The following is a 24,414-nucleotide window of genomic DNA, read 5'->3' as shown; positions in this document are numbered from 1 at the left end:
AAAATAAAAAAGTTAGTTCGGTTGTTTGCTGTATCAGTAAACTTATTACTCTCTTAGTATACTGAGAAAATATGAAGAAAGTGTGCCGAAAGGACGAAATAAATGGGGGCAATCAGTGATGAAAAAATGAAGAGACGCTACTTTAACATGCTATAAATCAAAATTTTAGTAAATGTGAACAAATAACATTTTGTTATTTTATTATATGGTCTAAAATCCTCTTTTTATACTTTAAGTGCATTGATTTTCTTTTTTTAAATGGTAAAATTGTTCTAAATGGGGAGTTGAAAAAATTCATTTATTTTACTTTAAACATATAAAAACTATATAGCGTGTTATTTATTTTTTAAGTTTAAAGTCAAATCAACAACTGAGGGGTTTCATAAAAAAAGCGAACGCCTGTTGACCCGTTTAAGTGAATAACTAAAAATGCCAACGCAGCAAAAATAGGGACGAAAAGAAGGAGAGGGTTATAAATGAAAAAGAAAAAAATAGGTTTGTTCATGCTTGCCTTATTAATCACACAGAGCTTGAGTTCTTCTGTCAGCGCTTTCGCTGTAACAACAAGCGAAGAGACTACTGAAGAATCGGTTAGTAGTGAAAAAGAGGACAGTACAAAAACTGAAAATAACCAAACTGAAACAACTTCGCCAAAAGACGAAAAGGCACAAGAAGTTCCTGCTTTAAGTGAAGAAAAAACAGTAGAAACGCCAATTAAGGAAGAAGCTGTTCCGACAACTAAAGCAGAGACGCCAAATACAAAAGCAGTTATTACAGATGAAATTTTATCAACTATGACGATTACAGATATGGATGGTGTTGAATACAGCCAACAAGCAGCTAATCGTATCTTAAATTCATCCCCTGTAACTGCAAAACTAAAATTTGTAGTGGAAGATAAAGATTACTTACCAGGGTCTGTATACACAATGAATTTGCCAGCACAACTTGGTTATTCTGACGCTAGTGGTGAGGTCGGCGGAGTTGGCGCGGCTTGGTCAGTAGACGCAGCTAGTAAAACCGTCAGTATCACATTTAACCAACGAGTGAGAGATACGGAATTTACATTAAATTTGAAAAGCTATATTGCTACGGAGAATAATCCTTTAGTAACCGTAGACACACCTGGACAAACGAAAAATCAATACAAATTTGATTTGTATGAAGACATAGAGCCGATTAAATACACAGAAGCGAAATTTAACTTTGGGATAAATGGAGATATTTTCTATAATTTAAATCGAACTTTGTCAGGAAATCAAACACTAGAATTGTTGATGACGGAAACACCAGAAGCAATCTTCAACAAAAATGACCAAACGTTTGAAGTGAACTCCTACGATGTTGACGTTAATGGGACGATTCTTCCAGAAACAAAACAAGTATTAAACAAAGGCGTGGATTACACAATAGCTGAAAATACTGTTAACAGAACGGCGATTAACATTCCAGCAATGAATCAACAAAAAGCCTATGCACTATCCATTAATCGCTCACTATCCTTGAAAAATGCCTCGAAATATGACTATAGTCTTCAGCAAAATTATCCTACTACAAAATTAGGTTGGGTAGGGCTAAATAAAACTACGGCCTCTAACAAAGCCTTAGAATTTACTGCTAAAACAAGTCAAAATCAAAAAATGATTAGTCAAAGAAACTTTGGCTCAATCCATTCAGCAAGTTTTCAAAACAAAGGGAATTATTATTTGACAATTTATGGCAATATTGCACATACAGACCAAGGTCAAAAAATTATTGTTGAGAGCAAAAACGGTCAAGCTATGAATGATTACCAATTTAGAGCATTTAATTCAGAAAATCAAAATGTTCCATTAACAGATTATTTTGATGTTAGTAAAGAGGGAAGTAAAGTAATCTTAACAGCAACAAAAGATAGCGACTTAAGAATTTCTATGGACAATCTGAAAATGGAGTTTGAAGAAAAAGATATTGATTTAGCAATAAGCACGCCTATTATTGGAATAGATAAATCCTTTATTTTGATTTCTGATAAATACATTCAGCCGATTTCAGTGATTAATCCAAACAATGCTGAAACAGCTTGGGGGAATTACGATCGAAATGGAGCTTACTTTAATCGTACAGTAGTCAATGTGGAAGGCAGTCGTGAAACACCAATTGAAAATTTAGTCATCAATGTGAAAAATCCGAATTATTTAACCTTGAGAGAAGTCACGACGGTTTCTTCTTATAAATTAAATAAAGATTACACGGTAACCAATACGGCAGATGGTGCTGTTATTAAATTCACGACACCAATTACCGATTCAATCACAATCCCGATTGGGTTTAACTATGTGCCAGATAGTTTGGCAAAAAACAAAAGCATTCCCGTTGATACCATTCCAATCACGATGAGTGCAGATGGGTATGACCAGATTGATACAACAGTTACAACCGGAAGTAAGCAAGGTTCAGAGCGCACATTACAAGCAAGTGAAAATCAATTTTTAGTAAACGCTCGAAACGATTCGTTTGACTCACTAGTTGTTTTAACGAAGGTGCCACAAGGAGCAGATGTAATTTTTGATATCTACGATGTTTCAAATGATATGGTGGACTCTATTTATCCTCAATATTGGGATCGTGGCTATTACTTTGACAATCCAATGAACAAAAGCAGTGTAGGTTACCCGACCATTACATTTGACGAAGCAACGAATAGTTATCAATTTGATTTTGGAAAAACATCGAAACGTTACATTATTGAATACAAGCTGGCAAACGGTTGGGTCGATGTAAGCCCAATCAGAGTGACAGGGACAACAGCAGAGCCTTTGTATAGCAATCAACAAATGTCTGCTACCGCTTCTGTTAGCAATGAAGCAGTAGCTATTTTATCCGCTAGTCAGACAGAGCATGCAACGCTTAAAAATGTGACAAGCAACAGTATGACGACAAAAAATATTGACGATAAAACGCGTAAAGTTATCAATCCAGTATTTGATATCGCAATTAAAGGAGTCACAAATGGCGGAATTGATTTAAATTCAATTGTAATTGATGGGGTACCAAAAGATGCGTATACCGTTAAACAAACGGCAACAGGTGTGAAAATTAGTTTTAACGATTACACACTGACTGAAAACATCACGATTCAGTACAACACCGTTTCAGCAAACCCAGGACGTATTTACTCAGAAACAACGATTAGTTCTGATAGTTTAGATTTAATGAAAACAGAGCGCAAAACAGTTGCTAGCAATGTAGTTGTGTTGAAATTCTCAGATGGAGAAGCAGAAGGAATTGTTTATCTTGGCAAAGCACAATTCCACACCTTTGATGCAGCAGATAAAACACTTAATATTCCAAAGGTTCATTTTGAACTTGTGGATAATCTTAGCGGAGCTACAAGTGAATTTGTGACAGACAGCAAAGGTGAATACAATATTGATGCAATTATGTCAGGTGAGTATACGCTACGTGTAACCGAAGTTCCGAAAGGCTATGTTATTTCTGAAGATTATCTAACAGGAAAAGTAATTAAATTAACGAAGGGTAGTAATCTAGTTGAAATTCCATTTAACGTAGATTTAACAAGTGTGAAAGCTAAGGATTCTACTATTTTTGTAGGAGATAATTGGCAGCCAGGTGATAATTTTGTTTCAGCAACAGATGTAGATGGACAATCGGTTGATTTCGATAAACTAACTGTGGAAGGAACAGTTGATACAAATAATGCTGGTAAATATGATGTAGTTTATAAAAATCAATCTGCAACAGATAAAGCGACTATTACAGTAATAGAAAAACAAGAAACGCTTGAAGTGAAAAAAAATTCTACCTTATATGTAGGCGATCATTGGCAAGCAGAGGACAACTTTATTTCAGCAACCGATCAAGCTGGGAACGCTCTTGGGATTAACAATCTAACAGTTACAGGATCTGTAGACACAAGCAAAGCGGGAGTTTATCAAGTGACTTACAGTCACGGCAGCCAATCAAAAACGGCTACTATCACTGTAAAAGCGGATCAATCAAGTGTAGTTGTGAAAGATTCTACTTTATTTGTAGGCGATTCATGGAAAGCTGAGGATAATTTTATTTCAGCAACTGATCGTGAAGGACAACCGATTTCCTTTGATAAAGTAAAAGTAACCGGCGTAGCCGATCCAACTGTTAAAGGGAAATATGAAGTTTCTTACACGATTGACACAGAAGATTTTCCAATGGAAAGTAGCCTTGCACGAGTACTTCAAGTAAAAAACAAGCAATTAACAAACGTTGCTACGATTACAGTTCTTGAAAAAGAAGTGCCGGTTAAACCAGAAGAACCAAAAGAACCAATTAAGCCGATTGAACCAGAAAAACCCGCTTCTGGAAATCAAGGAAATACCGAAAAGAATCAAGTCAATATTTCTAAACCTAAGCAAACTCAATCAGAAACCAAATTCCCACAAACTGGGGAAAAGAAAAGTAACTATCTAGTAATTATTGGTGTTTTGATTGTAGTTGCATCAATAGGTGGGATTATTTTGGTCAGAAGATCAAAAAGAGAAGAAAATAAGTAAGTAAAATAAAGAAACCCAATAAGAAGTTCAATTAATCCTTGAACTTCTTATTGGGTTTTTTAGATTTAAAGAAGAGTATCTTTTAAGAGCACTTCTTGGTAATACAGATAAAGTTCTTCAATAGAGGCACTCATCAAAAGAGGTTCTGCTTTTTTTATTTGTTCAGATGTCCAATCAAACCATCTAATTTCTAATAACTGTTGGACTTCCTTTTCAGAAAATCTTTCTTTAATAATGCGTGCAGGATTCCCACCTACAATAGTGTAAGGAGGAATATCCTTCGTAACAATTGATCCAGCAGCGATAATAGCGCCTTCCCCAATAGTTACTCCAGGCATAATCATAGCATTCATCCCAATCCAAGCATCACTTTTTATAATGGTATTGCCTTTAGGTGCGTAAGAATCCATAACCTGATTTTCAAATGGGTAGACGGTAATCCAATCAGGATGATGATTGTGATTTCCTCCCATTAAAATGGTGACACCAGCAGCAATACAGACATAATTTCCAATGATAAGCTTATCCAGCGTCCAACCAAATTCTTCAATTGGATTAAATAAATTTTTTGTTTTTTTATCGCCCCAAAGATAACGAACACAGCCATCCTCAAAATCTTGATTGGCGTAATAGCCAGAATAATAAGAACCATTTCCGACTTCAATCAGGGGATTCGTTACGATATCCTTCAAAAGTTTGGTTTCTGACCAGTTGTTAAATTGTTTCATAATATTTTCCTCTCTTCTAAGTTAGTCTTGCGTATAAACCTAGAAGCTGAATGCCGTAGCGACATTTTTTAATTATTTTAATCGACGAATCATGAAAATGCCTCCCTTTTACTTGAGATTATTCTATCATAAACGAAAAAAATTTAACAGGTAAGCTTTATAATAAAATAACATAATACGCCTTTTATTTATGCTGTAATTGGACAATACACTAAAAGGAAGACAAAATTAGTGTATCGAATGCAACTGATACACTAATCAGTGTATTTGTTTTTTGTCTGTTTTTTTGATAAAAATGCTGATATAATAGTTTTTTTAAACGATACACTAAAATTGGCACGAAAATTGCTATATAATAAGAGAAGCCAAACAAATGGATGAACAAGAAAGAAGGGGTTCTGTTGGGAATCGATATCCGGTTAGTAAGAATCGACGATCGACTCATCCACGGGCAAGTTGCAATCGTCTGGGCTAAACGACTCGACATTCAGCGAATTATCGTTGTCAGTGACGCTGTGACGAAAGACAATATCCGAAAAATCTTACTTCAACAAGCGGCTCCACCAGGCATCAAAGTAAACGTGATTACCGTTGCCAAGATGATTGAAGTCTACTCGAATCCATTATTTGATGGTGTGAAAGTTATTCTATTATTTACGAATCCAGTTGAAGTTTCAAAAGTAGTCAAGTCAGGTATTCATTTTCCAGCTGTAAACATTGGTGCGATGGGTTATACCACCGGAAAAAAAATGGTTGCCAACACAATTGCTGTTGATGATGCGGATTTAGAAGCTTTTCATTATTTAAATGCCCAAGGAACCGAGTTGGAAATTCGAAAAGTCATTACTGATAGTAAACAAAATCTGATGGATGTATTAAAAAAAGCGAAGGTTTAAAATGATCAAATAAAAGGAACCTTGAAAGGGGGCGGTTTTGTTAGGAAAGTCTGTTTTTAATAGACAAAGACTAACGAAACGTGTAAAAAATAGCTGTGCAGGTTGGCAGCTATTTGAACAAAATCTAGAGACATTATTTAGGAGGTAGAGAGATGGTAGGAATTATCCTAGCAAGTCATGGCGAATTCGCTGAAGGCATCTTGCAATCTGGCGCAATGATTTTTGGAGAGCAAGAAAACGTAAAGGCTATTACGTTGATGCCAAGTGAAGGTCCAGACGATGTAAAAGCAAAAATGGAAGCTGCAATTGCATCTTTTGACAATCAAGACGAAGTATTATTCTTAGTCGATCTATGGGGCGGAACACCCTTCAATCAAGCAAATAGTTTGTTTGAAGCACACAAAGACAAATGGGCAATCGTTGCCGGTATGAATTTACCAATGGTAATTGAAGCTTATGCGTCACGTTTTTCAATGACGTCAGCTCAAGAAATTGCAACACATATTCTTGGAACAGCTAAAGAAGGGGTTAGAATTCAACCTGAAGAATTAGAGCCTAAAGATAAAACAGCTGCTGTCGTTACTGAAGATGCACAACCAAAAGGATCACTTGCTCCAGGAACGGTTGTTGGAGATGGCAAAATCAAATTTGTATTGGCACGTGTGGATTCTCGTTTATTACACGGTCAAGTTGCAACAGCATGGACAAAATCAACACAACCAAATCGTATTATCGTTGTTTCAGATACAGTTGCAAAAGACGATTTACGTAAAAAATTGATTGAACAAGCTGCACCACCTGGTGTTAAAGCAAATGTTATTCCAATTAGTAAAATGATTGAAATCTCAAAAGATCCTCGCTTTGGAAATACAAAAGCATTGCTATTATTTGAAAACCCTGAAGACGTTCTTAGAGCAGTTGAAGGTGGCGTAGATATCAAAGAAGTAAATGTTGGATCAATGGCTCATTCCGTTGGGAAAGTTGTTGTAAGCAAAGTTCTTTCAATGGGACCAGAAGATGTTAAACATTTTGAAGAAATGAAAGAAAAAGGCATTAAATTTGATGTTCGTAAAGTACCAAATGATTCTCAAGCCAACATGGATGACATTCTTAAAAAAGCAAAAGCTGAATTAGCTAACGCAAAGTAAAAATAAATTAATTAGGAGGCTATTATGTCTATTATATCAATTGTTTTAGTAATATTAATTGCTTTTCTAGCTGGTATGGAAGGAATTTTAGATGAATTCCAATTTCATCAACCACTAGTAGCATGTACGTTAATCGGATTAGTAACAGGTAACTTGACAGCGGGTATCGTTCTTGGCGGTACACTTCAAATGATCGCTCTTGGATGGGCAAATATTGGAGCAGCCGTAGCACCAGATGCTGCATTGGCATCCGTTGCATCAGCAATTATTTTAGTATTAGGTGGACAAGGCGTTAAAGGCGTTCCATCAGCAATCGCAATCGCGGTTCCACTTGCAGTAGCAGGTTTATTCTTAACAATGATCGTTCGTACGCTTGCAGTACCTATCGTTCACATGATGGATACAGCGGCAGAAGATGGAAATATCAGAAAAATTGAAATGTTACACATTCTTGCAGTATGTATGCAAGGGATTCGTATTGCAATTCCTGCAGCAGCACTTTTATTCATCCCAGCAGAAACGGTTCAATCATTCTTGGAATCAATGCCAGCATGGTTAACTGAAGGTATGGCTATTGGTGGTGGAATGGTCGTTGCCGTTGGTTACGCATTAGTAATCAATATGATGGCAACAAAAGAAGTATGGCCATTCTTTATTATCGGTTTCGTTGTAGCAGCAATTTCTCAATTAACATTAATCGCTCTTGGAGCACTTGGTGTTGCATTAGCACTGATTTACTTGAACCTTTCTAAAATGGGTGGTTCTTCAAACGGTGGCGGCGGAAGCAATTCTGGCGACCCACTGGGGGATATCTTAAACGACTATTAAATTAAAAAGTAGCTAGCAAAGTCTTATAATGTTCGATTTGTATCGTGTCTCTAAGGTTTCAACCCCTAAGAGAGCATGACAAAGGAGGAAAAGAAAAATGGCAGAAACAGAAAAAATTCATTTAACGAAAAAAGATCGTTTAGCCGTTGCATGGCGTTCAACATTTATTCAAGGTTCTTGGAACTATGAACGTATGCAAAATGGTGGTTGGGCATTCTCAATGATCCCAGCGATCAAAAAATTATATAAAACAAAAGAAGATCGTTCAGCAGCATTGAAACGTCACTTAGAGTTCTTTAATACTCACCCATATATTGCTTCACCAATTCTTGGGGTAACCTTAGCACTTGAAGAAGAACGTGCGAATGGCGCGCCAGTTGATGACGTAGCAATCCAAGGGGTTAAAGTTGGGATGATGGGTCCATTAGCTGGTGTTGGTGATCCAGTATTCTGGTTTACAGTTCGTCCAATGTTAGGCGCACTAGGTGCATCATTAGCAATGGGTGGAAACATTCTTGGTCCAATTATTTTCTTCGTAGCATGGAACTTAATTCGTTGGGGCTTTATGTGGTACACACAAGAATTCGGTTATAAAGCCGGTTCTAAAATTACAGAAGATCTTTCTGGTGGCGTATTACAAGACGTGACAAAAGGAGCGTCAATTCTTGGGATGTTCGTTCTGGCAGCCTTAGTACAGCGGTGGGTATCCATTAAATTCTTACCAGTTGTCTCTGAAGTTAAGCTAGACAAAGGTGCGTATATTGAATGGGATAAACTTCCAGGAGGCGGCGAAGGAATTCGCAATGCTTTCGAACAAGTGAACTCAGGATTAGCCCTTTCATCTACTAAAGTAACAACGTTACAAAACAACTTAGATCAATTGATTCCTGGTTTAGCTGCATTATTATTAACATTCTTCTGCATGTGGTTATTGAAGAAAAAAGTTAGCCCAATCATTATCATTCTTGGTTTATTCGTAGTTGGTGTGCTTGGTCACGTAATCGGTCTTTTATAAGCCGATAACCAATTAGTGCTTATCTAAAAAGTGGCTGCAGATAATTGTCTCAGCCACTTTTTTTATTGGCGAAACTAAAAAAAAAAACGTATAATGAATGAAACAAGTTAAACGAAATGGAGCGGATAGAATGGTAGAGTCAATTAACACAAAGGTAGATTTGGTGATAGATGCCACCGCTTTTACAGGTCTAACAGATTACGGGAAAATTATGATTGGAAATAACGGTTTTGAATTTTACAATGCTCGGGATGCTCATAAATTTATTCAAATTCCGTGGGAAGAAGTTGACCAAGTGATTGCTTCAGTCATGTTTAAGGGGAAATGGATTCCGCGTTATGCGATTAAAACAAAGAGAAATGGGACTTTCACATTTTCGTCAAAAAACCCTAAAAAAGTTCTTAGAGCCATGCGAGAATATGTAGATCCAAGTCATATGGTTCAATCATTGAGCTTCTTTGATGTGATTAAACGAGCATTTAAATCAATGGGGAAAAAGAAAACTAACTAAACATCTATTTAACCAAGAGTCATTCTAATAGAGAGTGATTCTTTTTTTGTTGGAAGCTAGAGCCCAATGACTGTATTTAGGATAGGTGCAGTTTTTTCATTAAGTAAATTTTTAGAATAACCTTAATAAAACTTAAGTACTTAACCGTTGCTAAAAGAAGGCGAAACGATTAAAATTATGCTAAGTAGAATACCAATGAACGAGCATTTAAATGAAATTAGTCCACAATCGTTATAAAATAGGAGGCAACAATTAGATGAAACTAAAAAAAATACTTACTGCTAGCTTTGTTGGTCTGTTAACACTGGGTGGATTAGCAAGTGCTCATCCAGCTCAAGCCCGTACGTCAATCAATGAAACATGGGGAAAACCAGCTTTTACAAGAGGCGTAACATTAAATCAAAGCCAAATTGCAGAAACACGCAAGTTATTAGGGATTCAATCAGACGATGCTGTCGATGAGTTTGTCGTAGATGGCAATGTTATTTCAAAATATTTACAAAACAGCAATAATCCAGGTGCCCAAGTTTATTCCAGTTCACTGATTCAACGGACATCAGCAGGTGATGGTGTAAAAGTCGAAATCGTAACGCCCGAAAATATCACATTGATTACTACTGAACAGTATCGAAATGCAAGCATTACAGCAGGTGTAACGGATGCGACCATCAAAGTAGCTTCAGCAGTTCCTGTAACAGGAGAAGGAGCTTTAGCCGGCGTATTTATGGCTTTTGATGAGAATGGTCAAGCGTTAGACAAAGAGTCAATTGCAGTTGGGCAAGAAGAGCTGGGAGTTATTTCAGGAATTTCAGAAGCGAATAAAGACAATGCAGATTTTAGTGACGCGAATCTAAATGTTGCCTTTGCTGAAATTAAAGCGGAACTTGCAAAAATTCATGAAAAACAAGATCAACTTGCGACAAAAGAAGATGTTGAAAAAATTGTCAACGAAGCATTGAAAAACAACAATTTAGATAAAGTTGTGACACCTGAACAAACTACACAAATTACTAATTTCATGATTCGCTTCCAAAATTCGCCAGCGATTAATAACAAAGAATTGATTAGCCAACTCAATAACTTCGGAAAAGACGTTATGGATAATGCGAAAAACTGGCTTGGAGAAGCCCGCAATTCGTTAAACTCAGAAGAAGCACAGAACTTTTTACAAAAAGTAAGCAATAGTTGGGATCGTTTTGTCAGCTGGGTAACAGGATTTTTTAATTAGATAAAGGAGAACCATTCTTTAAAAGAATGGTTCTTTTTAGTTGAAAAAAGATGTATCATCTTTACATAGAACGAAGGTTATTTTTATGATATAATTTATAGACTGAGAAATTATTTATTTCTTGTACTATTTGTTTAAACTAAAAAATATTTAAGGAGAATGATAGTGGGAAATGCTATAAGATTTGGATATTATGGATTAGTAGTGATTGTTGTAGGAATGTTAGGGTATAAATTTTACAAAAGTGAAGATAGAAATTTTTCAAAAACAGTAGAGATATTTTTACCGATGTTTGTTGCTTTAGCGCCAATTCTATTAACGATTCTTCCAACTGAAAAAGCAATAGAAGTTGCTTTTCCTGATGTAGAAAAATATATCAATCGTGCTGATGATCTAGAGAAAGAAAATAAAGAGCTTTCGGAAAATATTGTGAATTTACAAAAAGAAAGTACTAAAATGAAAAATAAGAATAAGCTTTTAGGTGAAAAGAAATACGCTGAAATTAGTGATACTGAATTAGTAGTCGATGGTTTAATGGTAAAAGCTAAAAATAATTTAGTTGCTAATGTTGATGGAGATCATTACTATCATGAGAATATTCTTAAAAATGTAACTGGTAAAGAGATTCAGTATGATGATGACCAAAATAAAATCTTTATAGGCAATCAAGAAATCAATAAGATAAACAAAATTAAATTCGAAGATGTTAAAAAGTTATTATACAGTGGGAAAAATGAAATCAATTATGAAGAGGAAGAAAATGATTCTTTTTTAGTAGCTGGAAAAGAACAAAAACATGGATTTGTGCTTACAAACTCCAAATACAGTCGAGAAGGAAGTTATGGACTGTTTAATTTAGACAGAAAGTATTCCAAAATTGAATTTGATGTTGGAAAAGTAGATGATTCAAATTCAAGTTATATTGAAGATGCTAAAATGAAAATATTTCTAGATAATGAGTTGAGCGAAGAGCATAAAATATCTGCTGAATTAGCTGATACCCATTTTGAAATTCCAGTGAACAATGCTAAGAGCTTAAAGATATTATTGACTGATAGTGGTTCAAACTTTGGTTTTTATAACATTGTTCTTACAAAATAAAGCGTACTTGAATAACTTATTTTAAATTATGAACAAAAAATGAGAATCCGATAGAACTTATAGATAACCATAGAAAAAAATGATATACTGATTAAACAGTTAAATACAAATTAGGTTGGGCGCAAGCTTTCAAGATCTAGTTCTCCAAGGGTGAGGAGAACATCTTGAAGGCGTGCGCTCTTTTTTGTATTTATTTTGAAAATTAACAGAAGCAGAAGGGAATGGTTGAATGAAATTTTACAACAAGGAGAGCCAAGAGGTACTAAATGAATTTAATGTGTCTATGACAGAAGGATTAACAGATACTGTTGTGGAATCAAATAGAGAGCGTTTCGGAGCAAATAAATTAAACGAAGAAAAATCAGATCCGTATTGGAAAATCTATTTACGCAGTTTTAAAGAGCCAATCGTGATTGTTTTAATGGGTGCAATTTTATTATCTTTTTTCAGTGCCTATTACGATTTTCAAATTAAAGGCGATGTAAAGCACGGAACAGAAGCTCTTTATGAAGGAACGGCAATTTTAATTTTGATTATTATTAATGCGACCCTGTCATTTTGGCAAGAAATTAGCGCTAAGAAAAGTTTAGATGCGTTGAAACAACTTTCCAATCGTCAAGTCGCTCTTTTACGAAATGGCAATTGGGGACGCTATGATTCAGTCGACCTTGTGCCGGGAGATATCGTAAAAGTAAACGTTGGTGATTTTATTGAAGCAGATATCAGATGGGTTGATACGTCAGAATTACAGGTGATTGAATCGCATTTGACAGGCGAAGCAGATGCCATTCAAAAGGACAGTCAAGCGCTTGAAGGAGAGATTGGCGTTGGTGATCAACGAAACATGGGGTTCTCAGGATCAACAGTTTCAAATGGTAGTGGAATTGGGATTGTTGTTGCAACCGGTCAAAAAACCGAATTAGGAAAAATTGCTGAGCTGCTTCAAAAGGTTGAGTCAAAACCTTCACCATTACAACACACAGTTGGAAAATTGACTAAATCGCTAATGTTGATTTCTGGTTTAGTCGTTGTGTTTACCTTAATTGTTGGAATGATTCAATCCTATCAAGCAACAGGGGCATTAACTTTTTCCGCAATTGGCGGGGTGTTGTCTACTTCAATTGCTTTAGCCGTAGCCTCTATTCCAGATGCATTGCCAGCAGTGTTATCCATCGTTTTAACCATCGGTGCAAGTAAGATGGCTAAAAACAAAGGGTTAATTAAATCACTAAACAGTGTTGAGACGCTAGGCGCAACTTCTTATGTTTGTTCCGATAAAACAGGAACGTTAACGAAAAATGAAATGACCGTGACGCAATTCTTTGCCAACGGTGACGCATACTTTGTTACAGGCAAAGGGTATTCACCAGAAGGTAAAATTATCAGTGACAATCCAGATACGAATGCCTACCAATCATTTATGAAAGGTGCTGTTCTATGTAATGAAGCCGAAGTAAAATTGGTAGAGCAACAATACAAGCCTTTTGGAAATCCAACAGAGGTAGCTTTAGTTGTTTTAGGAGAGAAAGCCGGAATTACCAAAAAGGACATCCTTGAAAAGGGCAGTGAAATTTACCGAGTTTTACCTTTTACAAGTAGTCGGAAAATGATGAGTATTATTGTAAAAGAAGACGACCAGTATAAGCTTTATACTAAAGGAGCACCGGATGTATTGGTTGAAAAAAGCGCCTATATTTTGCATGAAAATGAACGCGTTGAAACCTCTCTTTTAATTAAAAAATTAGAAGAAACAACCTTGAATTTTGCTAAAGAGGCATTAAGAACTCTTGCCGTAGCGGAAAAAGTTTTAACCAAAGAAGAAGCAACCAATGGAACGGTGGAAGAATTAGAAGTAGGCTTTACTGTGACCGGAATAGCCGGAATTATTGATCCACCAAGAGAAGAAGTCAGAGAATCTGTTCAGCAATTGAAGGAAGCTTCAGTTAAAGTTGTGATGATTACTGGGGACCATGAAGCAACTGCTAAAGCGATTGCCTATGATTTAACCATTATTGACTCGTTGGACGCGCCTTCAATCAAAGGGTCAGCAATTGAAAAAATGACTGATGAAGAGTTATTTGAAGTTGTCAAAGAGACACAAGTTTATGCTCGTGTTTCACCAGAGCATAAACAACGGATTGTCGAACAGCTACAAAAACATGGTGAAATCGTGGCGATGACGGGAGATGGAGTGAATGATGCGCCTGCACTAAGAGCCGCAGATATTGGCATTGCAATGGGAATAGCAGGAACAGAAGTGACGAAGGACTCTGCTGATTTGATTTTACTAGACGATAAGTTTACGACGATCCAAAAAACAGTTGAAAGTGGACGAACCATTTATGCCAATATTAAAAACTTTATGCGTCATGAGCTGACAACAAATGTAGCAGAAGTCTTATCTTTATTAATTGGACTGCTTTTCTTCACAAAAGGGATGGGACAAGTTCCAGCGTCAACACCGACCTTAACAGCTTTAATGATTCTTTGGGTAAATATGGTCAGTGACGCTGTTCCATCATTTTCACTAGGATATGATGTGGCAGAATCAGATATTATGAGTGAGAAACCACGTAATCCAAAAGAGTCAGTCTTAGCAAATTACACCTGGTCTCGTGTGTTGATTCGAGGAACGGTAATGGGATTAATGGTATACGCAGCCTTTATCTTGGCAGCAAAAAATGGAATGAGTAGCAATCAAGCCCAAACAGTAGCCTTTTTAACGCTTGTTTACGGGCAATTATGGCACGTTTTTGATGCCCGTAGCTCTAAAACATTATTTAGAAGAAATCCATTCCAAAATAAACCTTTAGTCGCAGCCGTTTTATTTGCTGGAATTAGTTCGTATCTTGTAACGATTATTCCATTTTTCAATACAGTGATGGGCACAGCCCCATTATCATTAAATGTTTATCTTTTATTGCTAGTTGTTCCTGCAATTCCGACGTTCATTTTATCAGGATTAAAAGAATTATTTGGCATTAAAATCTGGTAAAACAAAAACCATCTATTTTGAATAGATGGTTTTTTATTTAATCTAAAATTGCTCATTGTATGAGACTAAGAATCGTTTTCATTTAGGGGTTTGTTTTCGCTTTTCTTATTTTTCGATGGTATGCTTTCACTAGGAAATAGAACGAGTTTTGATTTAAGTTAAATTAATTTGTTAAAGGAAGAATGCGCCTATGAGAAATGATAAAAAATTGTATTTAGTAATAAGTGTAGGAATTATCGCTTTAATTTTAGAATTTTTGTTTCAGCAGAATAATCTCGCGCAAGGATTAATAACAATCGCTGGTGTGATTATGTCAGGGGTAATGTTTATAGGGATGGTTAAAACGCTTCGTTCTGGGAGCTATGGAGTAGATATTTTAGCGATCACAGCTATTATAGCTACACTAGCAGTTGGAGAATACTGGGCAAGCTTGATTATCCTCATTATGCTGACCGGTGGGGATTCACTTGAAGATTATGCAGCTAAAAAAGCGCGGAGTGAGCTGAAATCGTTATTAGATAATTCTCCGCAAATTGCGCATAAATACGAAGGAGATCAACTTGTCGAACTTCCTGTTGAAAAAGTGAAGGTAAAAGATGTTTTAGTAGTTAAACCTGGGGAAGTCGTTCCAGTTGATGGTACGGTACTATCTGGACAATCGTTATTTGATGAAGCCTCATTAACGGGTGAGTCAAAACCTGTGAATAAGCAAGTAGGGGACTCGTTAATGTCTGGGTCAGTAAATGGCGACGGAGCCATTACGATGGCAGTGGATAAGTTAGCAGCAGATAGCCAATTCCAACACATTGTTCGACTCGTAAAAGAATCAGAGCAACAACCTGCTCATTTTGTTCGATTAGCAGACCGATACGCCGTTCCATTTACAATTATTGCGTATTTAATTGCTGGAATTGCGTGGTATATTTCAAAAGATCCGAAACGTTTTGCTGAAGTTTTAGTCGTAGCGTCACCATGTCCATTGATTTTGGCAGCTCCAATTGCGATGGTTTCTGGAATGAGCCGTTCTAGTAGAAATGGGATCATTATTAAGACAGGTACAACGATTGAAAAATTGGCAACAGCGAATTCGATTGCGTTTGATAAAACAGGAACGCTTACGAATGGTGTCTTATCTGTTGACCAAATTCAAACAACTGGGACGATAACAAATGAAAAAATGGTCTTACTTGCAGCGAGCGCGGAGCAACAATCGGGCCATATCCTTGCAAAATCATTGATGTCCTATGTTGGAAATCAGAATCTATTAAAAGCAAGTAAGATTGAAGAATCCATTGGAAATGGGGTTGCAGCAGAAGTAGAAGGTCAAGAAATCAAAGTTGGAAAGTTAGCTTTTGTTGCACCAAATCAAACGCCAGAAGGTATCAAACAAACAGCTTTATTTATTTCAGTTAACAACCAATATGCGGGTTTTATTACTTTTACAGATACTATTAGAAGTGAGGCTAAAGAAACAATTAGTCAATTAAAAGCAGAAGGTTTGACCAAAGTGATGATGCTAACGGGTGATCAAAAGGATGTTGCTACTACCATTGCAAAAGAAGTGGGCATTACAGACGTTAATGCAGAATGTCTGCCAGGTGATAAAATTGCAGCATTAAAAGAAATACCTGATTCAGAGCGTCCAATTATAATGGTGGGAGACGGAGTCAATGACGCGCCTTCACTGACCATTGCAGATATTGGAATTGCAATGGGAGCACATGGTTCAACTGCTGCAAGTGAATCAGCTGATGTAGTGATTCTAAAAGATGACTTGAGCAAAGTCAGCACCGTGATCCAATTGTCAAAAGATACAATGAAAATTGCGAAAGAATCCGTCTTATTAGGTATTTTAATTTGTACAATTTTAATGCTAGTTGCAAGTACAGGAATTATCCCAGCATTGCTTGGAGCTGCTTTACAAGAAGTTGTTGACGTTGTATCAATCTTCTCTGCGCTTAGAGCACGGAAAGATCGGAAAATTAAATCGATAAATTAAATCGATAAATTAACAAACCCCCATCCTGCATCATGTAGGATGGGGGTTTTAAATAATGATTAAATACGTATTACTTGGTTTTTAATGGGATGTTATTTTTCTCAAGATATCGATAAACAGTTGATCTAGAGACTTGCGTTGTTCGAGCAATTTTGGCAATTGACATATCCGTATTTTGATATAAATCTAAGACCAATTCAATATTTTTATTCACTGGTGGACGGCCGAGTTGTTTGCCATTGTTACGAGCTGCATTTAGGCCAGAAATGACTCTTTCGCTGATTAATTCTGCTTCCATTTCAGCAAAAGCGCTCATAATAGTAAAAAAGAAACGTCCCATTGACGTAGTAGTGTCAATGTTATTTTGAATACTAATAAAATGAATGTTTCGTTGTTTAAATTCTTCCATTAAAATCAAAAGATGTTTTGTACCACGGGAAAGTCGATCTAATTTAAAAATAACGAATGTATCTCCTGGTTGTAATTCATTAAGTACTTTGTTCAGCTCCACCCTTTTTTCATTTCTACCACTCTCTGTTTCGGTATAGATACGGTCACATCCGTAATGTTTCAGTGCAGCCAACTGAGAATCAAGTTGTTGATAATGTGTGCTGACGCGAGCATAACCTAGTATAGCCAAAAAAATTCCTCCTAAAACTAATGAACTAATCTTATCATAATCGAGTTAGTTCATTATTTAAAGAAAAAAGGAGGTGTTTTTTTTAGAAATTTTATACGTTATAAAAAGAAAATAATTAAAACTGAAAAATAAACGTTATTTTTTAGTTCCATAGAGAATACAGCCAGATAAATTAGCAAGTAACTGACCAGTAGTTGTTTGACTAAAATCATTGTTATTCCCGCCGCTACTAGGATCTGGAGGCAAAACAGCATCTGTTTGAATCGAGTAGGGCGTTAGGTTGGAAATTTTTAAAGCAGACTGCTTTTTTGAAGGTTCTTTCTTAACTTTTGTTTTCTTTTTTACAGATTTTGTTTTTTTACGAGTAGTTTGATGAACATTTTCAAGTTCTTTATGTTGTCTGTTGTGTTCTACAGCATCTGAAGATTCAGGTGGGGCTTCAACTGGATCTACCGTAACTGCTGGATTGAGTGGATTAACAGGTGAGCTATCTGCTAATAAAACAATATCCGGATCATGTGGGGCAGCTTTAATAGACATCGGGAAAAAGAGTCCCGAAAATAACAAGCCACAGATGATGGAAGATTGAGTAAAATGTAAGAGTTTATGATTCATAAAATTCACCTTTCTTTATGTTTCAATTCAATAATTTTATTTCCGAAGTATTCCCAATCAGTTGGCAAAGGCGGATTTTTCCAAATAATATAATCGCAATGGGAATGAGCGGGTTTAAAGTCAGAAAGGTATAAATTGGTTTGATTGGATAGAGTAGACTCAATCACGATATTCAGAAATTTAAAAGACTTGATCGAAGTGCTAATGAAATGATTATATGATTTTCCATGAGAAAAGTCGACACAAACGTATATTGGGTTGTTTAAAAGAGAGGCGGGTAAGTATCGAATCAAGGAAAATAAATAATGATAAAACAAAATAGTTGTTTCTTCTTTTTTATTGAAATTATTATGAATAAAGGATTCAGAAAATAAGAAAAAATCAGGATAATTCTCTTTTAAAAATTCAGGATTAGCTTGGAAATACATCATTAAATCTGAAGGATTAAATGTTAAAAACTTATAATGAATCCGATTTAATTCTCGTTTCAATAAGTTGTAGTAAGACGCATCTGATTGAATATCAAAACGTTTATTTAACTGTTTCAAGAAAATATCCGTTAAATCTAATGCGGGCTTACAACTCGTTTCAATAAATTTTAGAGAAGCTTGAGTAGAGATTTTTGGAATCAAGTTTCCAGCAAATAGAAAGGAGCATAAAAAACTAGTTTCCAGCTTTAATTGAGTTTTCTTCAGTGTAGTTGTTTCTAAAAAAAACTGAACAATCACCTGCTTGATAGCCAACTCAATATTGTTAAATGGAACGCTTGTTACTTGTTTCTTCAATGTGTTTCCAAAAAAGAGTCGTTGAAAGGTAACACATAAAAAGAAAGTAATTTTAACCTTCTGTGTAGAAGAGAAGGTTGTATTTAAAAACATAGAGAGTTCTTTAAGAAATAGCTCAGATAGCTCAACGAGTTCTTTAGAAAATGGATACTCTAAGCTGTTAAAAGAATGAAAGTAAACTTCAAAAAGAAAGAGACGAATGTCGGATTCGAGTCCTGCAAGCTGCAAATCAGAGTCAATTGTAATATGATATTTTTTTAAAATAGTTTCTAATTCACTTCTTAATAGATACGCAGCAGAAAGACTTAAAAATTGATTGGCTGAAAATTGTTCTAGCGAGAAGTTCTTATCTTTAAACATGCCATCTAACAAGAGAAATAGGTTAGAATCCTTTAAATAAATCCACTGTAACGAAAGAATCGAGTCAGTTCCATCAGATTGAAAGGTAATTTTTTTTGAATCTAATTTGATTTGAATACCTGTAATATGATGATCGGTTAAATCTTCGATAATTTGTTTAATTGATTTTTTGACAATAAAATTTGAAAAAGAGAGGGAATCACTGACTTCTTGAATCGATGTAGTTTGTAAAGGAGTTAATTCTAAATGATTTAAGATGGCCATTCTATGTTGATATTCTTTATTTAGTAAAAAATTCATGAGGATCCTCCTTACACATTATTTTATTTAATCTAGTCTATACTTTATAGGAATATAATTATCAAGTCTAGAACTAATTTTATTATCCCGATTGAGTTCAAACAATTATAGAATAACAGAGACATATATTTAATGCTATTTTATTTTAAAAATGACCTTATTTAAACCCATTCAAATAAGGATTCTAAAAAATTTTCAAAAAAATAAAATTTTTTAAAATGACAGTGAAAATAGTAAATGATATAGTAATTGCAGATAGGAACAACACATAAAAGTGTCGCGTAAACAAATGTTTACGCGACACTTTTTTTTTAAACTTTTTACCAATCTAAATTGGTATCAAGGCTGACTTTCATCCGTTTATAGCGGTCTTTTTCATAGCGTGTCGTAAACATTTGTTTACGATACTCATTTAAGGGGTGAAAGAATGCAAGTTAGGATGAGCAAAAAGCAACTAAGCATGTGGATTGTTGCATTATTTGTTTCAGGATTGATTTTATCCGGAATTCACTATGTAACTAAGGTTAAAGAATCTGGAATTAAAGCTGAGGAGTTAAATTTAACAATTGCCTCAAGCCAACAAGAGTTTTATGAGAATGAAGAGTTTCAATTTGACATAACGATTGACGATCCGTTAAGCAATCCACTCATTTATTTAGAAGTACCAACAGAATTTGAATTAGATATAGATCAAATTCTCCAAGCCAATCAAGGTGTAATTGAAAAAATTGAACCAGTAGGATCAAGACAAAAAATTACATTGGCAAGTGAGACAAGTTCCCCAATTAAGTTAAACATAGAAGGGAATCTTACAAAAACAGGAGAGTTCAAGGTAACAGTAGCAGATGAAGCGGGGGCAGAAAAACAATTTCCTATCACAGTCAAAGCGCATCCGTCGATAGAAACGCTAAATGAACCAAAAGAGAACAACGAAGCGGAACCGACTGTTCCAGAAGTTCCAACAGAACAACCAGAAATGACTGAAAAACCTGCACCACCAGCTACAGAAAATCCGATTGCAAATACAGAATTAGACAATGCTGAAATGTCTAATCAACTAAGGGCCATTCAACCTAGATTGAATTTATTACCAAAAGGTTCCCTCTTAGTAGATGAACCAGACGTTATCAAAATTCCAAAAACAAATCCACCTCAAATGATTTCAGGAGAATACGGACTGGTATTAACACGATTTAAAGAAAGTACGGTTAACTACTTTATTCATGGTGTTAATAAAGGGAAACCAAATGCAGAGCAACGTATCACAAGAGCACAGTCAGGCGAAGATACCTATATTTATTATACAAAAACAGGGATCTATAAAGGGCGAGTGATTGATGTTAAAGAGGTCATTGTGAACACAGCAAGTGGCGGTTCTTCATTTGGAACAGCGACACCAACTCCAGGTGGAACCAAAAATATGCTATCAGCACGTGTTGGTGGTGGTTCAAAATACAATCCTGCGACAATCAGAGTTGAATTTTATGATTCTGAAACAGGAGAGAAGATCAAAGTAAAAGGGGTATGGAATTTAACCGATATCGATTATGATGAATCTGCAATTATGTATTCAGACAGCATTCAAGAAGTCTATGTAAGAGAAGATTCAGATGTTTTAGGCGAACGTAAGAGTGACAAACTAACAGTTGAATCTCCACGTAATAGCAATGTTAGCGAAACAGATGAAACACGCTGGGTTAGTGTTGCCTATGGAGAAACCGATGAATTAACTTTCGATTACTATTCCTCAAAAAGTTGGAATGGATATGATGTAAAAAGTTTGGTTCCAATTGCCTTTCCTGATCCTTCTAAAATTGGAACAGTAGAAAATCAAGCAACGAAACAAATCAACTATACAACTTATGTCAGCGTACCTTACAGACAAATAAAGAATTTTGAACCACAATTAATTATTGAAGATCCTGTAATCGATGAGTTGAACATTCAATCCTTTGATATCGTAGATACGTTAACAGGACAAAATGTAAATAGTCTGTTTACCCTTTCCAAGCAAGGAAACAAGATTCGGGCTGAAGCTAAAGAAACCTCCTTAAAGAAAGCTGATTTTTACAATAAAATGTACGCATTAGAAGTGAAAGCAACCGTTAGAGAAGGGGCAGATTTGTCAAAATACCCTTATGAAAAAGGCCACCGGTTGCTGCCGAATACCAGTCAAATCATTGTAACCAATTCAGATGCCTCAGATAAAATCGTGAAAAGTAATGAAGCATTTGCAAAATTAAAAGATGAGCGACTTGAAGTCAAAGAAGAGGTATTTCACCTTGATGGTTCCGTAGCAGATATTGCCACACCAGGAGAGCAGTTGAAGTATCGAGGAACCGCCTTGAGTTCCTATCAATCTGAAACTGAAATAAACAACTATGCTTCATTAACCTTTACCACAACCGTTGATTCACAGCTTGAAGCTATTACGAATATCACCTTAAAAGATGAGTCGGGTCAAGTGGTTGGAACAGGGTCATATGATGCAAGCACGAAGCAAATTACGGCTTCACTAACTAAGCCAGTAAGTAGAAAACAGGCTGTTTATCTAGAATACAACGGAACAGTTAAAAAAGGTGTCCCAACAGGTACCCTTGTGAAAGCAAAGACTGCCGTTGAAGGGAAATACAGCAATGGTGTCGAAATTCCGTTAAGTGTTTCAAATGAAGTGAGCACGTTGATTGAAGATTACGGTGTACTAGAAGAAAGTGTCACACATCAAGATGGCTCTGCTTCTGATTATGCGCAAGTCAATGATGTTCTTCATTACAAAATAATTTATCGCACACCATATAAAAAAGCGGACGTTAAATACAGTACCATTTCAATCAATTCAGACATTACTGAAATAACAAGTTATACAAAAAATAGTAGCAACTTAGTAGCTCATACAGAGTCAGGTAAGTCTTTAGCGACTCCGACGATAACAGGAAATACCCTTTCCTTAAATGATAGTTCCGGTACAATAGCTGCTAACGAAACGATTGTTGTCGAGTTTGATGTGACGGTAGATGCTGAAAAAGTATCTGATGGAACACTTTTTAAAAATTCAGCAGTAGCCAATATGAACTTTTCCGATGGTTTTAAAGCAGTTGGAGTGACATCGAATACCGTGCAAACAATCATCAAAGGAGTACTAGAATTTGTTTCTGCACCAAATGAACTAAATTTCGGAGATAATTTAAAAAATTCAACTAAAGACAAATCTTACCCAATTCAAAATAAAGACGATGGATTGATTGTTCAAGATAGCCGTGGCAAAGGAAATCAATGGTCAATGAGAGCGACTCTTCTAAAAGAGTTGACTGGTGAGTCTGGGCATCAATTAATGAACAGTTTACATTATTACAATCAAGGAAAAGAACTTGCCTTTACAATAGGAGATTCGATTCCAATTAGAGATCAAAAAACACTAGACAATCAACCTGTCGAAATTTCAAATGATTGGCAAGATATTCAAGAAGGGCCTGTTTTAAAAGTGAAGGCGGGTCAACCTTATAGTGAAAAATATACAGGTGCCATCCAATGGACACTGCAATCTGTTCCAGGAAATGAATAAGGGGGAGACAAAATGAAAAAAAGAATCGTCTTGGTTTTGTTACTTTTAGGTTGTCTCTCAACATCTTGGACAATTGTAGAAGCAGCTGAAAAACAAAGCTATGAATCAAATAGTGGAATCGGTTTTTATGGGACATATGAATATCCAGAGCCAGAAATTCCTAATCAAATTCCTCCAGCAGGAAAACCGAGCGTACCACCAACAAATCAAGGTCGCTTGCCACAAACAGGTACAACAAATACAAGTTATTTAAACTTAATAGGGCTGTTTAGTTTCTCAAGTGCAGTCTTATTAATCTTAATAAATAAAAACAAAAAACAGGAGGAAATTTATAATGAAATTAATTAAATATGGAACTACAGCAGCAATGGTATTAGCAAGTATTGCAGCAACTGGAGTGCAGGCTTTTGCAGCAGAAGACGATTACGTAAGAACGTATCAAAGTGGAGGGATTGTTGAATTCGTACCAGATGAAGACCCAACGGACCCAGTCGATCCAGTTGATCCAGATCCAAACAAGCCAGTAAATCCATGGGATCCAACAACACCAGATCACAAGCCAAATCCAGGAACAGATGGACCGCTAAGTATTGATTTCGCATCAAGTATCGATTTTGGTAAAAATAAAATTACCAATAAAGACGAAACGTACTATGCAAATCCACAATATTTATGGAATGAAGATATGTCAGATTTTGATCCAGCAACAGCAAGACCAAACTACGTACAAATTACAGACAAACGCGGAAATAATGGCGGTTGGTCACTAAGTGTTAAACAAGAAGGACAATTTAAAAACGATAAAACATTAAACAAAGAATTAACAGGTTCACAAATTACCTTTACAGAAGGTGTATCAGCTTCAAATATCGAAAATGTAATCGCACCAAAAACATTTGATATGGCATTAACGCCAAATACTTCTACTAAAGTAATGACAGCTGTTAAAGGTGCCGGTGCTGGTACTTGGGTAGATCGCTTCGGTACGCTTGAAGATATGGAAGTCGAAGGAAAAACAGTTAAGAAAAACAAAGCCATCACATTAGACGTGCCAGGAACAACAGCTAAAGATGCAGTAAAATACGATACAAAATTAACTTGGACATTAACAGATGTTCCAGGAAATGAATAAAATTAACTAAACTAAAAAAAACAAATTAGAGGAGAAATG

General features: G+C 35.8%; 17 protein-coding genes and 1 other annotated feature. Of the genes, 13 read left to right on the top strand and 4 right to left on the bottom strand.

Annotated features, from left to right (window positions below; genetic code table 11):
• Positions 1-476 precede the first annotated feature (476 nt).
• Positions 477-4,532: a bacterial Ig-like domain-containing protein gene (locus BR52_RS10600; protein ID WP_034572485.1), complete on the top strand. Its 4,056-nt coding sequence runs from the start codon at positions 477-479 to the stop codon at positions 4,530-4,532.
• A 65-nt stretch (positions 4,533-4,597) separates the two neighbouring features.
• Here the strand turns inward: BR52_RS10600 and BR52_RS10595 are convergent, their stop codons facing one another.
• Positions 4,598-5,260: a CatB-related O-acetyltransferase gene (locus tag BR52_RS10595; RefSeq protein WP_034572482.1), complete on the bottom strand. Its 663-nt coding sequence runs from the start codon at positions 5,258-5,260 to the stop codon at positions 4,598-4,600.
• Positions 5,261-5,661: 401 nt separating this feature from the next.
• On the opposite strand from BR52_RS10595, the gene BR52_RS10590 reads away from it, so the two are divergent.
• The 9 genes from BR52_RS10590 (at position 5,662) to BR52_RS10550 (ending at position 16,981) form a co-directional block, all read left to right on the top strand.
• Complete coding sequence (locus tag BR52_RS10590; RefSeq protein ID WP_034572479.1) at positions 5,662-6,156, top strand: PTS sugar transporter subunit IIB; 495 nt, start codon at positions 5,662-5,664, stop codon at positions 6,154-6,156.
• A gap of 152 nt (positions 6,157-6,308) precedes the next feature.
• Complete coding sequence (locus tag BR52_RS10585; RefSeq protein WP_034572476.1) at positions 6,309-7,304, top strand: mannose/fructose/sorbose PTS transporter subunit IIA; 996 nt, start codon at positions 6,309-6,311, stop codon at positions 7,302-7,304.
• A gap of 24 nt (positions 7,305-7,328) precedes the next feature.
• Positions 7,329-8,132, top strand: a complete 804-nt coding sequence (locus BR52_RS10580; protein ID WP_034572473.1) for a PTS mannose/fructose/sorbose transporter subunit IIC — start codon at positions 7,329-7,331, stop codon at positions 8,130-8,132.
• 97 nt (positions 8,133-8,229) lie between these two features.
• The gene (locus tag BR52_RS10575) at positions 8,230-9,147 is read left to right on the top strand and encodes a PTS system mannose/fructose/sorbose family transporter subunit IID (protein ID WP_034572470.1); all 918 of its coding nucleotides are present in this window, start codon (positions 8,230-8,232) and stop codon (positions 9,145-9,147) included.
• Between the two features lie 130 nt (positions 9,148-9,277).
• Positions 9,278-9,658: a DUF956 family protein gene (locus tag BR52_RS10570; RefSeq protein ID WP_034572467.1), complete on the top strand. Its 381-nt coding sequence runs from the start codon at positions 9,278-9,280 to the stop codon at positions 9,656-9,658.
• A gap of 256 nt (positions 9,659-9,914) precedes the next feature.
• Positions 9,915-10,886 carry a DUF1002 domain-containing protein gene (locus tag BR52_RS10565; RefSeq protein ID WP_034572465.1) on the top strand — a complete coding sequence of 324 codons (972 nt, stop codon included), beginning with the start codon at positions 9,915-9,917 and terminating at the stop codon, positions 10,884-10,886.
• 165 nt (positions 10,887-11,051) lie between these two features.
• Positions 11,052-11,987 carry a hypothetical protein gene (locus BR52_RS10560; RefSeq protein WP_034572462.1) on the top strand — a complete coding sequence of 312 codons (936 nt, stop codon included), beginning with the start codon at positions 11,052-11,054 and terminating at the stop codon, positions 11,985-11,987.
• A gap of 113 nt (positions 11,988-12,100) precedes the next feature.
• Positions 12,101-12,147: a sequence feature (sodium ion sensor (DUF1646 type); this cis-regulatory element may regulate processes involved in with the transportation of sodium ions), on the top strand.
• A 69-nt stretch (positions 12,148-12,216) separates the two neighbouring features.
• Positions 12,217-14,982 (top strand): cation-translocating P-type ATPase, encoded by a 2,766-nt coding sequence (locus BR52_RS10555; protein WP_034572459.1) that lies wholly within the window; start codon positions 12,217-12,219, stop codon positions 14,980-14,982.
• Positions 14,983-15,172: 190 nt separating this feature from the next.
• The gene (locus BR52_RS10550; RefSeq protein ID WP_034572456.1) at positions 15,173-16,981 is read left to right on the top strand and encodes a heavy metal translocating P-type ATPase; all 1,809 of its coding nucleotides are present in this window, start codon (positions 15,173-15,175) and stop codon (positions 16,979-16,981) included.
• 70 nt (positions 16,982-17,051) lie between these two features.
• Here the strand turns inward: BR52_RS10550 and BR52_RS10545 are convergent, their stop codons facing one another.
• From BR52_RS10545 to BR52_RS10535, 3 genes are all read right to left on the bottom strand, one after another.
• Positions 17,052-17,621 carry a recombinase family protein gene (locus tag BR52_RS10545; protein ID WP_034572453.1) on the bottom strand — a complete coding sequence of 190 codons (570 nt, stop codon included), beginning with the start codon at positions 17,619-17,621 and terminating at the stop codon, positions 17,052-17,054.
• Positions 17,622-17,756: 135 nt separating this feature from the next.
• On the bottom strand, positions 17,757-18,236 hold the full coding sequence (locus tag BR52_RS10540) for a hypothetical protein (RefSeq protein ID WP_147291891.1): 480 nt from the start codon (positions 18,234-18,236) through the stop codon (positions 17,757-17,759).
• Between the two features lie 5 nt (positions 18,237-18,241).
• Positions 18,242-19,681 carry a helix-turn-helix domain-containing protein gene (locus BR52_RS10535; protein ID WP_034572448.1) on the bottom strand — a complete coding sequence of 480 codons (1,440 nt, stop codon included), beginning with the start codon at positions 19,679-19,681 and terminating at the stop codon, positions 18,242-18,244.
• A gap of 427 nt (positions 19,682-20,108) precedes the next feature.
• On the opposite strand from BR52_RS10535, the gene BR52_RS10530 reads away from it, so the two are divergent.
• From BR52_RS10530 to BR52_RS10520, 3 genes are read left to right on the top strand one after another with little or no spacing between them, the layout of a single operon-like run.
• Positions 20,109-23,243, top strand: a complete 3,135-nt coding sequence (locus tag BR52_RS10530) for a hypothetical protein (RefSeq protein ID WP_034572445.1) — start codon at positions 20,109-20,111, stop codon at positions 23,241-23,243.
• Positions 23,244-23,255: 12 nt separating this feature from the next.
• Positions 23,256-23,591, top strand: coding sequence for an LPXTG cell wall anchor domain-containing protein (locus BR52_RS10525; protein WP_034572443.1), 336 nt, complete (start codon positions 23,256-23,258; stop codon positions 23,589-23,591).
• Positions 23,578-24,375 (top strand): WxL domain-containing protein, encoded by a 798-nt coding sequence (locus tag BR52_RS10520; RefSeq protein ID WP_034572441.1) that lies wholly within the window; start codon positions 23,578-23,580, stop codon positions 24,373-24,375. Before BR52_RS10525 ends, BR52_RS10520 begins: the two co-directional genes overlap by 14 nt.
• Positions 24,376-24,414 lie beyond the last annotated feature (39 nt).

Origin of the sequence: Carnobacterium divergens DSM 20623, assembly GCF_000744255.1 — a bacterium.
In the GTDB taxonomy this organism is placed as follows: domain Bacteria; phylum Bacillota; class Bacilli; order Lactobacillales; family Carnobacteriaceae; genus Carnobacterium; species Carnobacterium divergens.
The sequence above is the reverse complement of the archived record's forward strand: the minus strand, read 5'-3'. Positions and strand labels throughout refer to the sequence as shown.